General features: G+C 52.1%; 11 protein-coding genes and 1 riboswitch. Of the genes, 4 read left to right on the top strand and 7 right to left on the bottom strand.

The window, feature by feature from the left end; genetic code table 11:
* Positions 1–137 precede the first annotated feature (137 nt).
* A complete protein-coding gene (gene pgi, locus DW47_RS0110880; protein WP_029686451.1) occupies positions 138–1784 on the bottom strand; it encodes a glucose-6-phosphate isomerase in 1647 nt (548 codons plus the stop codon).
* Positions 1785–1981: 197 nt separating this feature from the next.
* Here pgi and DW47_RS0110875 point away from each other — a divergent pair, with 197 nt between their 5' ends.
* From DW47_RS0110875 to panS, 3 genes are all read left to right on the top strand, one after another.
* Positions 1982–3796 (top strand): cation:proton antiporter, encoded by a 1815-nt coding sequence (locus DW47_RS0110875; protein ID WP_029686450.1) that lies wholly within the window; start codon positions 1982–1984, stop codon positions 3794–3796.
* A gap of 51 nt (positions 3797–3847) precedes the next feature.
* Positions 3848–4046: riboswitch (Lysine riboswitch) on the top strand.
* A gap of 81 nt (positions 4047–4127) precedes the next feature.
* The gene (lysC, locus tag DW47_RS0110870) at positions 4128–5483 is read left to right on the top strand and encodes a lysine-sensitive aspartokinase 3 (RefSeq protein WP_029686449.1); all 1356 of its coding nucleotides are present in this window, start codon (positions 4128–4130) and stop codon (positions 5481–5483) included.
* A 260-nt stretch (positions 5484–5743) separates the two neighbouring features.
* Positions 5744–6661, top strand: coding sequence for a ketopantoate/pantoate/pantothenate transporter PanS (gene panS / locus DW47_RS0110865; RefSeq protein WP_029686448.1), 918 nt, complete (start codon positions 5744–5746; stop codon positions 6659–6661).
* A 34-nt stretch (positions 6662–6695) separates the two neighbouring features.
* On the opposite strand, the gene DW47_RS0110860 is transcribed toward panS, so the two are convergent.
* The 6 genes from DW47_RS0110860 to DW47_RS0110835 all read right to left on the bottom strand — a co-directional run bounded on the left by DW47_RS0110860 (position 6696) and on the right by DW47_RS0110835 (position 13015).
* Entirely contained in the window at positions 6696–8321 is a 1626-nt protein-coding gene (locus tag DW47_RS0110860) for a Na/Pi cotransporter family protein (protein WP_029686447.1), read from the bottom strand.
* A 155-nt stretch (positions 8322–8476) separates the two neighbouring features.
* Positions 8477–9469, bottom strand: a complete 993-nt coding sequence (locus DW47_RS0110855) for an ABC transporter ATP-binding protein (protein ID WP_029686446.1) — start codon at positions 9467–9469, stop codon at positions 8477–8479.
* 7 nt (positions 9470–9476) lie between these two features.
* Positions 9477–10256 (bottom strand): ABC transporter permease, encoded by a 780-nt coding sequence (locus DW47_RS0110850; RefSeq protein ID WP_029686445.1) that lies wholly within the window; start codon positions 10254–10256, stop codon positions 9477–9479.
* 11 nt (positions 10257–10267) lie between these two features.
* Positions 10268–11113, bottom strand: a complete 846-nt coding sequence (locus DW47_RS0110845; RefSeq protein ID WP_029686444.1) for an ABC transporter permease — start codon at positions 11111–11113, stop codon at positions 10268–10270.
* Positions 11110–11931 carry an alkaline phosphatase family protein gene (locus DW47_RS0110840; protein WP_029686443.1) on the bottom strand — a complete coding sequence of 274 codons (822 nt, stop codon included), beginning with the start codon at positions 11929–11931 and terminating at the stop codon, positions 11110–11112. Before DW47_RS0110840 ends, DW47_RS0110845 begins: the two co-directional genes overlap by 4 nt.
* 22 nt (positions 11932–11953) lie before the next feature.
* Positions 11954–13015, bottom strand: coding sequence for an ABC transporter substrate-binding protein (locus DW47_RS0110835; protein ID WP_029686442.1), 1062 nt, complete (start codon positions 13013–13015; stop codon positions 11954–11956).
* Between the two features lie 221 nt (positions 13016–13236).
* On the opposite strand from DW47_RS0110835, the gene DW47_RS0110830 reads away from it, so the two are divergent.
* Positions 13237–13944 (top strand): UTRA domain-containing protein, encoded by a 708-nt coding sequence (locus tag DW47_RS0110830; protein WP_029686441.1) that lies wholly within the window; start codon positions 13237–13239, stop codon positions 13942–13944.

Here is a 13944-nt window from a genome sequence, read left to right as displayed (position 1 = left end):
TTCCTCTAAAAACTATCTGCAAAGCAGGGATGATGGGGTAATGTGATAAATATCACAATAATTAATCCTTTGAATATCACGGATGCAATAAAAAAGCGACCCGCAGGCCGCTTTCAATCATGTCATCCACTTAACGCTTAGCGCCAATGTTTATAGCGGTTGATCAGGCCGTTGGTAGAACAGTCATGGCTAGACACCGACTCATCACCCTGTAGCTCTGGTAGAATACGGTTCGCCAGTTGTTTACCCAGTTCTACTCCCCACTGGTCAAAACTGAAAATATTAAGGATTGCACCTTGGGTAAAGATTTTGTGCTCATACAATGCAATCAGTGCGCCCAATGAGTAAGGGGTGATCTCACGTAATAACAGCGAGTTGGTCGGACGATCCCCTTCAAAGACTTTGAAAGGCACAATGTGCGCCACTTCCTGAGCCGTTTTGCCGGTCTTGGCAAATTCTTCTTCAACCGCTTCACGGGATTTACCAAACGCCAGCGCTTCTGTCTGTGCAAAGAAGTTAGACAGCAATTTCGGATGGTGATCACTCAGCGGGTTATGGCTGACCGCTGGGGCAATAAAGTCACAAGGGATCATTTTGGTTCCCTGGTGGATCAGCTGATAGAAGGCATGCTGACCGTTGGTACCTGGCTCGCCCCAGATAATTGGGCCGGTCTGGTAGTCCACCGCTTCGCCATTGCGATCTACGTATTTGCCGTTGGATTCCATATTGCCCTGCTGGAAATAAGCGGCAAAACGGTGCATATACTGGTCATAAGGCAGGATGGCTTCGGTTTCGGTGCCAAAAAAGTTGTTGTACCAAATACCGATCAGCGCCAGCAATACCGGCAGGTTTTCCCCAGCCTCGGTCGTGGAGAAATGCTGGTCCATCGCATGGGCACCACTGAGTAGCTGTTCAAAGTTGTCGTAGCCGACTGACAGGACAATTGACAGACCAATGGCTGACCACAGTGAGTAACGGCCACCGACCCAGTCCCAGAACTCAAACATATTGTCGGTATCGATGCCGAATTCGCTTACCGATTTGGCGTTAGTGGAGAGCGCTGCAAAATGGCTGGCAACGTGTTTTTCGTCACCGGCATTGTCCAGGAACCAGTCACGGGCGCTGTGAGCATTGGTCATGGTTTCTTGGGTGGTGAAGGTCTTGGAGGCCACCAGGAACAGGGTCGTTTCCGGATTAAGAGGGGCCAGCGTTTCCGCAATATGTGTCCCATCAACATTCGACACAAAGTGCATGTTTAGATGGTTTTTATAAGGACGCAGCGCCTCTGTGACCATCAGCGGGCCCAGGTCCGAACCGCCGATACCGATATTCACCACATCAGTAATGGCTTTACCGGTATAGCCTTTCCATTCGCCGCTGATAATACGTTCGGAGAAACTTTTCATTTTTGCCAGCACGGCATTCACGTCCGGCATCACATCTTTACCATCAAGCATGATCGGCGTGTTACTACGGTTACGCAGCGCAATATGCAGGACCGCGCGATCTTCGGTGCGGTTGATCTTCTCAGCCGCAAACATGGATGCGATAGCTTCGCTCAGCTCGGTCTCTTTCGCCAGTGCCAAAAGTTTGTCCAGCGTCTCACGAGTAATCAGGTTTTTCGAGTAATCCACCAGAATCTGATCATCAAAGGTGGCAGAGAATTCAGAGAAACGTTGCGGATCACTGGCGAATAGGTCGGCAATGTGACTATCTTTGATCTCAGAGAAATGCTGTTGCAGCGCCTTCCATGCTGCAGTTTTTGTCGGATTTATATTTTTCATAACAACACTCTTGTGGATTAATGAATTCAGCATCTGGCACAGTAATCGCTCATCCGCTGTCATACTGATCTGTGACATACATTGCCACAAACTACAGGGATGATTAAACAGAAACCCTGCCGGACTTGCATTTACAGTATTGTCCGACAGAGAATTATCCGCAGTATGACGATTACAGCTGTTTTAAGGAAAAAAATATGGCGCTATCCGCCCCGCTCTTACTGGTCATTATCGGCATCAGTTCTTTGGCCGCACAATGGCTTGCTTGGTTATTGCGCTTACCCGCCATTTTGCCATTACTGATTTTCGGCATTGTGTTAGGACCAGCCACCCATGTGTTACAACCGGACCTGCTGTTCGGCAACCTGCTATTCCCTTTGGTATCACTTTCGGTGGCGATCATTTTGTTCGAAGGTGCGCTTACGCTGCGTTTTGAAGAAATACGCGGTCTGGGCGGTGTAGTGCGTAATTTGGTCTCGGTGGGAATGCTGATCACCTTCTTGGTCATCAGCCTCGCCTGCCTGTTGTTACTGCACTTTCCTGCTGAACTTTCTGCGCTGGTGGGGGCGGTCACTGTCGTGACCGGCCCGACGGTGATCGCACCGCTGATGCGAGTAGTGCGGCCAAAAAGCACTATCAACCAGGTGCTGCGCTGGGAGGGGATCATCATCGACCCGGTGGGGGCGATTTTTACCCTGCTGGTATTCGAATTTATTGTGTTGCATCAACAGGCTGCTGGCTCTTACGCCCATTTGTTTATGACCCTTGGTCAGACCGTAGGCGTTGGACTGGTGGCTGGCGCTATCGCCGGAATGGTGGTCGGTACTGCCCTGCGTAAAGTCTGGTTACCAGGCTACCTACAAAACTTTGCTGTGTTGGCGATGATGCTGGGTGCTTTCGGGCTATCGAATTATTTGGCGGATGAATCGGGGCTGCTGACCGTCACGGTGATGGGCATCTGGCTAGCCAATATGCGCGATGTGGACCTGACAGACATTATCGAGTTCAAAGAGCAGTTATCCGCTTTACTGATCTCTGGGCTGTTTATTATTCTGGCTTCACGTCTGGATATTCATGCCCTGTGGAACATGGGCTGGCCACTGGCTGGGGTACTGCTGATTGTCCAGTTTGTCGCCCGTCCGTTGTGTATCGGTGCCTCGACCCTAGGGTCTGCCCTCACTTGGCGTGATCGTTTATTGCTGTGCTGGATTGCTCCGCGCGGAATTGTCGCAGCGGCGGTCAGCTCGTTGTTTGCCCTGACGTTAGAGAAAAACGGCTATCCCGGAGCAGACCGCTTAGTCACTGTGGTATTTGCCATTATTATCGGTACGGTGGTGCTGCAAAGCCTAACCAGCCTGCCCATTGCGCGCTGGCTACGGGTTCAGAAAAAGCAGCCACGGGGTGTACTGATCGTCGGTGCCAATCCGGTGGCCCGCTCTCTGGCGCAGGCCCTGCAGAAGCTCGACTTGCCGGTTCAGCTAACTGATAATAGCTGGGAGAACTATCGCCAGGCACGTATGGACGGTCTTACCACCTATTACGGCTATGCTTGGTCAGAGCACGCCGATAACTATCTGGACCTGAATACCACCGCCCAGGTACTGGCGATGTCGTCTAACCGTCACCAAAATGCCTTGGCGGTTTACCATTTCAGCCACCTGCTGGGTAAAGAGAAAGTATCGGCAGTGCGCTCGGGTAATGCGCAAAACACTAGGCTAAAACATGATAGTGAAAGCAGCCGCTTCCGCCGTCAGGAAAATCTGTTCAGCCCGGAGTACACCTTTGGCCATTTAAGTCGTTTAATTTCCGCCGGGGCCACTATTAAGGCAACACGCCTCAATGAAAACTTTGGCTGGAATGATTACCTCGAGAAGAATCAGGGGGTTATTCCGCTGTTTAGCCTACACGAGGAGAAAAACCTTATGCCGATAGACAAAGACCAAGTGCCAACGCTACCCTGTACCCTGATTGCCTTGGTAAAAAATGAGGTCAGTACGGCCGATAGCCGTTGACACTCGGGCAATTACACGATATTTCTAAAGAAGTTCTTACGTATAGATACGTAGACCAGAAGAGGCGCGTCGCCCAGGCAGTATGTCAGAGGATCCGTATCCGTTAACGACATATCAGGGGGAGCGACGCCGAGGCAGCAAACATGCGGAGTGTTTGAGTCTGTCGACTACAGAGGCTGAATCCTCTGGGTTGTCACCGTAGCGTAGCGTTCGTAAAGAATGTTTCACAAGGTGGAGCGCTTCTGGCTGACTCGTTGTGCGCACCGGTCTGCCTTTCCCGCTCTGCTTTGTGTCAAGACTGAATAAGATCCTGACTCGAGGCTGTATTTGAATGTCCCATCCCGCATTAATCGTTGCTAAGTTTGGCGGAACCAGTGTTGCCGATTACGAGGCAATGAACCGTAGCGCCGATATCGTCCTGTCCCGTTCTGATGTAAAAGTGGTGGTGCTATCCGCCTCCGCAGGCGTCACAAATTTATTAGTGTCCCTGTCGGAAGTTCAGTCCGAAGAGACACGTCAGGCATTGCTACATGATCTTGGCCGTATCCAGTACGCCATCGTCGATCGTCTGCAGGCTGCAACCGTGATCCGTGCTGAAATTGCTCGGATTATCGAGAATATTGCGCAATTGTCCATCCGCGCCAGTGAATCCCCTTCTGCAGAACTGACCGATGAGATGGTCAGCCATGGCGAACTGCTGTCGACCCTGCTGTTTACCGAAATTCTTCGTGAACGTAAAGTGTCTGCACAGTGGTTTGATGTGCGCAGGGTAATGAAAACGAACAATAACTTCGGACGTGCAGAACCGGACCTGGCACAGTTGACAGACCTCTCCCGCACCCAGCTGCTGCCTCTGGTCGCTGAGTCACTGGTGATCACCCAGGGTTTTATTGGCTGTGAAGAAAACGGTCTAACCACCACCCTTGGCCGTGGCGGCAGTGATTACACCGCTGCGCTGCTGGGTGAAGCCTTACAGGCTCAACGTATTGATATTTGGACTGATGTGCCGGGGATCTACACCACCGATCCCCGAGTGGTCCCAGAAGCCGTGCGTATTGATGAAATTACCTTTGAAGAAGCGGCTGAAATGGCTACCTTCGGTGCCAAAGTCCTGCACCCGGCGACACTGTTACCGGCGGTGCGCAATGATATTCCGGTATTTGTCGGCTCCAGCAAAGCGCCAGAGGTGGGCGGCACCTTAGTGGATAACCAGACCTGCCATCAGCCACTGTTCCGTGCCGTAACGCTGCGCCGCCGCCAGACCTTATTGACTTTACACAGCCTGAATATGCTGCATGCTCGTGGTTTTTTGGCTGAGGTCTTCGCCATCTTGGCTCGCCATAATATCTCGGTCGATCTGATCACCACGTCTGAAGTGAGTATTGCCCTGACCCTGGATACTACCGGGTCGACCTCAGCCAAAGGTAGCCTGCTAACTCAAGGACTGCTAACCGAGCTCTCCTCTCTGTGCCGAGTGGAAGTCGAAGAAGGTTTGTCTCTGGTGGCGCTGATCGGCAACCGTTTGGAAGAAGCCCGTGGGGTCGGGAAGGAAGTATTTGGTGTGCTCAATCCGTTTAACCTGCGGATGATCTGTTATGGTGCCAGCAGCCATAACCTCTGCTTCCTGATGCCGGAATCAGAAGCGGAAGACGCTGTGCGCTGTTTGCACCGACATCTGTTCCGTTAATCTCAGCAAACAGGCCGCAGGATATCCTGCGGCCTGTACTACTGCGAAAGCAGATCCCCTAGCCTTTCTTTGTTCTTCCTGATCATTCTCTGCCGTTGACGGCTTTTCCCTTCCAAATACCGTGAACTTAACCTACTACCCTGTTTCATCCAGATCGAAATGTTATGATAAATTTTTACCTGTTATCGCTGACAGGTTTTAAGGTTCTGTGGCAACACTGCTGTAACGACACACTATGAAAATGATAAGGATCACCGGCTATGCTCGCCAAAATCACCCGCTTATTTCCACTGTGGGCCGTACTGCTCTCCGCGGTGGCCTGTTACTCTCCGGGCCTGTTTCTGCCCATTGGCCCTTGGGTCAGCGAACTACTGATGCTGATAATGTTTGCTATGGGTGTGACCCTGAGCATTGATGATTTCAAACGCGTCTTTACCCGTCCCGGACCGGTGGTTGCCGGCACCTTTCTACACTATTTTGTGATGCCGCTGGCGGCCTGGGCACTGGCAAAACTGTTCCATATGCCCCCTGACCTGGCCGCAGGGATGATCCTGGTGGGCAGTGTCGCCAGCGGTACCGCCTCCAATGTGATGATCTATCTGGCGAAGGGCGATGTCGCCTTGTCGGTGACAATTTCCTCGGTCTCGGCGCTGGTAGGCGTGATCGCTACCCCGCTGCTGACACGTCTGTATGTAGACACCCATATTCAGGTCGATATTACCAGCATGCTATGGAGCATTATCAAGATCGTTTTGATCCCCATTACCATTGGCCTCATTGTCCATCACAGCATGACCTCTGTCGTCAAAAAAGCAGAACCTTGGCTGCCGGCCTTTTCGATGATCTGTATTCTGCTGATCATCAGCGCAGTGGTGGCAGGCAGTCGTGGTTTTATCAGCTCGGTGGGCCCGATTGTGATCGTCGCCGTGATGCTGCACAACGCCATCGGTTTGCTCGGGGGCTATTGGGGAGGGAAACTGTTTGGCTTTGATGAGTCAACCTGCCGCACCCTGGCGCTGGAAGTGGGCATGCAAAATTCCGGTCTGGCAGCAACCTTAGGTAAGCTCTATTTTACTCCCGTGGCAGCACTACCCGGTGCGCTATTCTCAGTGTGGCATAACTTCTCTGGATCCCTACTCTCCGGTTATTGGTCAGGAAAGCCAGTGCGCCGTAAGTAACACCCCAGATGCCGGTACTACCGGCATCTGTCACTTACTCGCGATCTTCATCTTCTTCCGGCTGCTCCAGCACACTGTAGGCCACTGCACAAAACAGCGAGTTGAGCCGTTTCATATCGGCCAATAAGCCGAGATGCAGAGAACTGGTTTCCATGCTCTGCACATTTTGTTGATGCAGTCGATTAACGTGGGCCAGAGAATAACGCTGATTTAGGATGCGAAAGCGATGTTTAGCACGTCTTAACCGCTTCGCCGTGGTGGCATCACGGGAGATAAACACCGACAGACTAAGGTGCAGGTTTTTCAGTAACTGCTCCTGCATCGAGGCTAACTCTTCTATCCCTTGTGGCGAGAACGTCCGGTGCTCAGAATGCGACTTACCGGTAATCTCCGCTGACATCCGTTCAATAATGTCACCAGCCTGTTCCAGATTAAGAGCCAGATCAATAATTTCTGCCCAGCGCCGTGACTCTTCCGCCGGCAAGTCTTCCTTCGGCATCTGCGCCAAATACAGTTTAATCGCCGTATAAAGCACATCCACATCATCATCCAACCGGCGGACCGTGCGCTCTTCTCGAACTTCGCCGTCTAGCACTTTTTTCAGTGACAGCAACATCTGTTCAACCACATCCCCGATACGCAGCGTCTCGCGGGCAGCATTTACCAGTGCCAAGGCCGGAGTATCCAGCGCACTGTGATCCAAGTGTTTGGGTTTCAGTTGCTGTTCATTTTCGACATCATCGGCTATTAATCGGCGGCAGATACGCGCCATCAGCTCGCTAAAGGGCACCAGCGCCACACAGCGGATCAGGTTATAGAACACATGGAAGGAGATCACCATATCCGCGGCACTCATTGGTACACGGCTCAACCACTGTGCCAGCAGGTTGACCATGGGCAGAATTATCACACAGCCGATCAGTTTAAACAGCAGACTGCCGAGGGCTACTCGCTTACCCGCAGCATTAGAGGCGCTGTTATTAATCATCGCCAGCAGGCCACTGCCGAAGTTGGCTCCGATCACTAAACAGAGCGCTACCTTAAAAGAGATAACATCTGTTGCCGTTAGCGTGGCGGTGATCAGTACCGCTGCCAGGCTTGAATAGCTGACAATAGCGAATACCGCCCCCACCAGCGCATCCAGTAGAATATCGCCGGTCAGAGAGGAAAACAGCACCTGTACTCCGGCCGCATGAGTAATTGGCCGTGATGCTTCGACAATAAGCTGTAATGCCAGCAGTATCAGTCCCAAACCGATACTGGTCCGGCCTATCTGTCCTAGGCGGGTCTGCTTACGGCTGAGGAAAAAAATCACTCCAATAAAGATAAATAGCGGTGACAACCACGAGAGGTCATAAGTCAGGATCCTGGCCATAATTGCGGTACCAACATCCGCTCCCAAGACCACCACCAGCGCTGGTGTCAGTTCCATCAGTTTCTGGGAAACGAAAGAGGTCACCAGCAAGGTAGTGGCATTACTGCTCTGTACCAATGCGGTCACCCCAATACCCGCCAGAAACGCCAGTGGCTTACGCTGTACGCTACGGCTGATCACCCGCCGCAAATCCGCGCCGTAGACGCGCATGATGCCGGTGCGGACAATATGGGTTCCCCAGACCAGTAGCGCCACCGCAGAAAGTAAATTTAAAAGTGTTAACATGTTAAGGCTGCTCCTTCTGCGGCACCTTTACCGCCGTACGGTCGGATAAGGTGTCCTGCTCCTTTAAATGATAAACCGTTTGACCAAAATCACTGCAGTCAGGCTACCACATTATCGTTCCTTAACATTCATCTGCGCTCAGTAAATCCTTACGGTTAGGCAACTTGCCGTAATGCGGCACCCTCGATCTGTACATCCAACACATGGCCGACTGGATAGAAGTCACTGTCGTTTTTATTAAGAATATCCACCGACAGCTCAATCCCGCGGCACTCAATACGATAACGGATCACATTCCCCAGCAAGCTACTACTGAGGATCCGTGAAGGGATACCCTGACCGCTGGTACAGAATGCCAGTGTCTCCGGGCGGACAGCCACATGGGAGGAAAATGTCTGTCCCGTCAGGGTGCTGGCCTGTGCGGCAGTCAGTAAATTGTAGTTACCAATAAAGCCCGCCGCAAACAGGTCAGCCGGCCGGGTGTATAGCTCTTCCGCGCCACCATTCTGTACGATTTTACCTTTATTCATCAGTACAATACGGTCTGACATGGTCAAGGCTTCTTCCTGATCATGGGTCACAAAGATCGTGGTCAGTTTCAATTCTTGCTGGATCAGACGGATCTGGTCACGGAGATGGCGGCGGATACGGGCATCCAGGGCAGACAACGGCTCATCCAGCAGCAACAGTCGTGGCCGGGTAACAAGAGAACGGGCTAACGCCACTCGCTGACACTGACCACCGGATAACTGATGCGGGTAGCGACCCGCAAATTCATTCAGCTCGACCATGGCGAGCGCCTCATCCACCCGGCGACGGATTTCAGACGCGGCCAATTTCTGCATTTTCAGACCAAAGGCAACATTCTTTTCCACGGTCATATTGGGGAACAGAGCATAGCTCTGGAAGACCATGCCGATGCCGCGCTGCTGCACCGAGAGATCCACGATATCCTCGTTAGCCAGCCAGATTTCCCCGTTATCCACCGGCGTCAGGCCCGCCAAACACCGCAGCAGCGTTGACTTGCCGCAGCCACTCGGGCCGAGTAAGGTGACAAATTCTCCGTCTGCCGCCGTAAAGTTGATGTCCTCAAAAATCGTGGTGCTGCCGTAACTTTTATTTAGATTTTTAACGTTAAGCGTTGCCATAAGGGCCTCATTTACGGTTAAGCAGATTGGCCAGCGCGGTGACCAGTAAAATAACAGTGAAATAGGAGATCACCAGGGCGCTAGTGAAATGCCCACTGCCATTACGCATATTGTAGAGATAGACCTGCAGCGTCTCATAGCTGTTGCCGACCAGCAGGTTAGCGAATACAAACTCACCTATCAGGAAAGAGAACGACAGCAACACCGCCACCAGTACCCCTTTGCGTAGGTTTGGTAGCACTACCCACAGTGCCGCTTTACAGGTTCCGGCACCCAGCAGATGGGCTGCATCCATCAATTCCCTAAGGTTGACGGCCTGAATATTGTTTGCGATAGCTCGGTACATAAACGGCAGTGCAATCGTGAAGTAACAGCCGATCAGGATCCAAGGAGAGCCAGTTAGCATCAACGGCTCTGACGAATAGAGTTGTAACAGGCCGACAGAGGAAACCACCGGTGGGACCGCAAACGGCATCAGGATCAACACGCCCATAAGGTTGTCTAACTTCGGATAATAGTAAGCAATTACAAACATTGCTGGCAGTACCAACAGTAGCGAGAACAGCAGAGCACCGAAACAGATAATCAGTGAGTGCGCCAACGCTCCGAGAAACCGAGGATCCTGCCACAGCTCGATAAACCACGACAGCGTAAAGCCCTGCGGTAAGATGGTATCGCTCCAATCACGGCACAGGGCATAGATCAGTGTCGCAGCCAGGGGTAAAGCTAAGATAATCAAGAAAATGAAGATAACGATCCGGTGATAAAGTTTTTCAGCCTGAGACATAGTGACTCCCTTCAAGTACGTCTGGCGTTAAGGTAGCTGCGGCGCACCAGATACTGTTGAACCACGGTGATCACGGTCAGCAACAGGACCAGTAAAACCGCTAATGCACTGCCCATATAGGGGTCGAGAGAGATATCCCCGGAGACCAGCGCCGCGATGCGTACCGGCACCACATTGAAGTTACCACTGGTTAATGCATAAATCGTGGCATAAGCCCCCAGCGCATTGGCCAGCAAGATCACAAAGGTGCCGAGCAGCGCTGGGCTGAGTACCGGTAACGCAATTAAACGCCAATAGCTGAAACGACCGGCCCCCAGTAAAGCAGCCGATTCCTGCCACTCTGTTTTCAGGCCATCGAAGGCTGGCAACAGTAACATCACCCCGAGAGGGATTTGGAACCAGGTGTAAACCACAATCATGCCATCACTGGAAAACAGGCGGAAATCACCGGCCAGGCCATAATGGCGGAGGATCAGCGTCAGACAACCGTTCAGTCCCAGTAAGATAATAAAGGCAAAAGCCAGCGGAACACCGGCAAAATTACTGGTCATGTTAGTAAAAGCTAACATAAAGCGATGGAGACGGCTCTCCCCCAACTGACTTAGGGAGTAACCCGCCACCAGCGAGATCAGTAAGCCCCATAGGCTCGACCAAATTGCGATATCCAGCGAAAAGCGGATCGCCTGCAAATAGAAAGGGGATGTCAGAATATCGTGATAATTATCCAGCCCCCAACGGCTGTTCACATCGCTCCAGAAACTGTTACCGGCGACCCAAACCAGCGGGGCCACCTGAAACGCTAAATAAAAGAGGCTGAACGGCAGCAGCCAAATTAATGCTAGCTTTTTTCCACTCATCCTTTTCCTCCGGAACTGGCAGCCAGCAGTTCTCGGCATACCGGCTTATCATGGGGCACGCCGAGTACATCGCACAGGGTACCGCACAGTTCGGTCTGCCGTGGGGTAGCCTGCGGATCCCGCGAAAAGCCCTCTCCGAACACAAACAGTGGCACACGGGTTTCTTCCGGTAAGGTGCCGCCGTGAGAGCGATCATCATTCATACCGTGGTCGGCGGTGACCACGACCTGATAGCCCGCTTTCAGCCATTCCGGCATCCAGTGAGACAGCAAGCCGTCGGCAATACGGGCCCGGTTACGATATTGTGAGGAACCGAGACCGAACTTATGACCGGCGTCATCGATATTCATCGGATGGATCAGTAAAAAGTCCGGGTCATACTGACAGCGCAGACTTTCTGCATCTTCAAACAGATGCGAATCGGGATACCCATCATCCGAATAAAAGTGACCGTATTGAATCGGTAAATCGACCGCCAACTGGTGGCGGTCACGGACCGCTTCAAACGGACTGCGGTTATAAAGCTCACTCACCCAGTGGTAGGCTGCGGCGGCAGTGACCTTTCCGGCGGCCCGCGCATAGTGGAAAATACTCTGCTGATGACTAAGGCGGCTGACACCATTATGCACAATGCCACTCACTACCGGCGGTATACCGGTCAGAATACATTCATATAAGGGTCTCGACAGTGACGGGAGTTCACAGGTTAGTGAGTAATAACTTCCTTTGCCTTGTGCACACTCAGCATGCAGGTAACCCATCGCATGCTCCGCCACCACATCGCTCAGTCCATCCAGTACCACCAGGATTGTTTTCATTGTCTGTCTCCGGAATTAATCACTACTGCTGCATATTGATCATCACGTACTGCTGCCACAGGGAAGGCAACATTTTGGACGACTTGTCCCAAGCAGCTTGATCTTTGATCGGACGAGCATTTTTATACTCAGAAGCCGGTAACAGTTTTGCCTGCACATCCGGCGGTAAGGTGATGTACTGGGCTCGGATAGGACGGGCATAGCCACGCGCTAGGTTAGTCTGACCGGCATCAGAGAAAATGAACTCGCGGGCCAGTTTGGCGGCCTCTGGATGTTTCGCGTATTTGTTGATAATGGTGGTATAACCCGAGGTCACGGAACCATCGGAGGGGATCACCACTTCATAGCGGTTTTTGTCGATCTGGTCACGGTAGTTCAAGCCGTTGAAATCCCACACCACAGCGACCTGAATTTCCCCTTTCTCGATATTAGCAATCACAGGATCGGTTAAGCCAAGACGCCCTTGCTTCGCCAAGTCACCGAAGAACGTCAGTGCCGGTTTCAAGTTCTTTTCATCGCCACCCAGGGCATAGTTCGCTGCTAACACACCGTTTGCTGCCTGAGCAGCCACGCCGACATCACCGATAGTGACTACATACTTACCTTTTTTCAGATCCGCCCAGCTATGGGGCACATCTTTGACCTGCTTTTTGTCCACCAAGAACGCAATGGTCCCGGTATAGGCCAGCATCCAGTGACCGCCTTGGTCCTTCGCCCAATCTGGGACCTGATCCCAATGCGTCGGCTTGTAAGCCATCGCCAATCCACGATCTACCGCAATCGGACCGAAAGCCGCACCCACATCACCGATATCGGCGGTAGCATTCTGTTTTTCGGCAGCAAACTTCGCTAACTCCTGTGCAGAAGACATATCGGTATCGCTATGTTTAATCCCATATTGGGTAGTGATGTCATTCCAGGTGTCTTTCCAGTCAGCCCAGCTATCAGGCATACCGACACTGTTGATTTGTCCTTCACTGCGCGCTGCTTTTTCGAGTGCGGCGAGGTCAGAGTCGGCAGCATGGGCCGCCGGAAGAGCAAGAAAAATCGCTACTGATAACAACGTTACGATACTAGTTTTCATGTCAGACTCCTGCGGGTGAGTGATTATGCGCTGGTCTAGTCCAGCAAAAACCACGCCAATATAGTGAAAGCCTATGAAAATTTTATGACAGCGTTGTGATATAGGGGGTTTTACACTACTCTGCGGAAAAACTCGGCCCGGGCGGCAGACTGTGTATCCTTCTGCCTGAGGCCGGCAATGTCTCCGCTAAGTGCAAAGTTGCACCAACACAGGGCTGACACGTGACATCGTCAACGACTAAAACAGTGGATACCATTGCAGAATCACTTTTTAAGCGATTAAAAGAAAAGGAATTTATTAATGGAAGATTGCCTTCAGAGCGTCAACTCAGCGAGGAGTATGCGACTACCCGTATTACCTTACGCGAAGCGCTAGCACTGCTGGAGGCACGTGGAGAGATCTACCGAGAAATCCGCCGCGGTTGGTTTATCGCCCCACCACGACTGGTCTATAACCCATTGTTACGCAGCCATTTTCACGAGATGGCCGCCCGCCAAGGCCGCCAGGCCGAAACCCAGGTACTGAGTGCCGGTGAGCTGTCGGCCACCCCGTTGCTGGCGAAACAGTTGCAGGTCTCGCTGGGAGAAACCTTATTTTGTATCCGCCGACTACGACGCATTGATGGCCGTGCGGTGCTATATGTTGAGCACTACTTGAATCCCGCGTATTTCCCAGACCTGCTACAGGAAGACTTAACCCTCTCCCTGACGGACCTCTATCAGCAGTTGTATAATATCCGCTATGGCGGTGTCCGCTTTACCGTCCTACCCGGCCCGCTGCCCCCAAATTCCGCACCGGCCCTGAATGTCGCCTCCGGCAGTCCGGGGATCTGCATCACGCGGATTAACCGTGATCAGCATCAGCAGATCATTGATTGTGACCATGAATACTGGCGCTACGATGCGCTCTGTATTGATGTAGATATCTGA

Source organism: Tatumella saanichensis (assembly GCF_000439375.1).
Taxonomy (GTDB): domain Bacteria; phylum Pseudomonadota; class Gammaproteobacteria; order Enterobacterales; family Enterobacteriaceae; genus Tatumella; species Tatumella saanichensis.
The sequence above is the reverse complement of the archived record's forward strand: the minus strand, read 5'-3'. Positions and strand labels throughout refer to the sequence as shown.

Bases quoted from the DNA above. Each gene is read 5' to 3' on its own strand.
- pgi (WP_029686451.1), bottom strand. From the start codon at position 1,784: ATGAAAAATATAAATCCGACAAAAACTGCAGCATGGAAGGCGCTGCAA.
- DW47_RS0110875 (WP_029686450.1), top strand. From the start codon at position 1,982: ATGGCGCTATCCGCCCCGCTCTTACTGGTCATTATCGGCATCAGTTCT.
- lysC (WP_029686449.1), top strand. From the start codon at position 4,128: ATGTCCCATCCCGCATTAATCGTTGCTAAGTTTGGCGGAACCAGTGTT.
- panS (WP_029686448.1), top strand. From the start codon at position 5,744: ATGCTCGCCAAAATCACCCGCTTATTTCCACTGTGGGCCGTACTGCTC.
- DW47_RS0110860 (WP_029686447.1), bottom strand. From the start codon at position 8,321: ATGTTAACACTTTTAAATTTACTTTCTGCGGTGGCGCTACTGGTCTGG.
- DW47_RS0110855 (WP_029686446.1), bottom strand. From the start codon at position 9,469: ATGGCAACGCTTAACGTTAAAAATCTAAATAAAAGTTACGGCAGCACC.
- DW47_RS0110850 (WP_029686445.1), bottom strand. From the start codon at position 10,256: ATGTCTCAGGCTGAAAAACTTTATCACCGGATCGTTATCTTCATTTTC.
- DW47_RS0110845 (WP_029686444.1), bottom strand. From the start codon at position 11,113: ATGAGTGGAAAAAAGCTAGCATTAATTTGGCTGCTGCCGTTCAGCCTC.
- DW47_RS0110840 (WP_029686443.1), bottom strand. From the start codon at position 11,931: ATGAAAACAATCCTGGTGGTACTGGATGGACTGAGCGATGTGGTGGCG.
- DW47_RS0110835 (WP_029686442.1), bottom strand. From the start codon at position 13,015: ATGAAAACTAGTATCGTAACGTTGTTATCAGTAGCGATTTTTCTTGCT.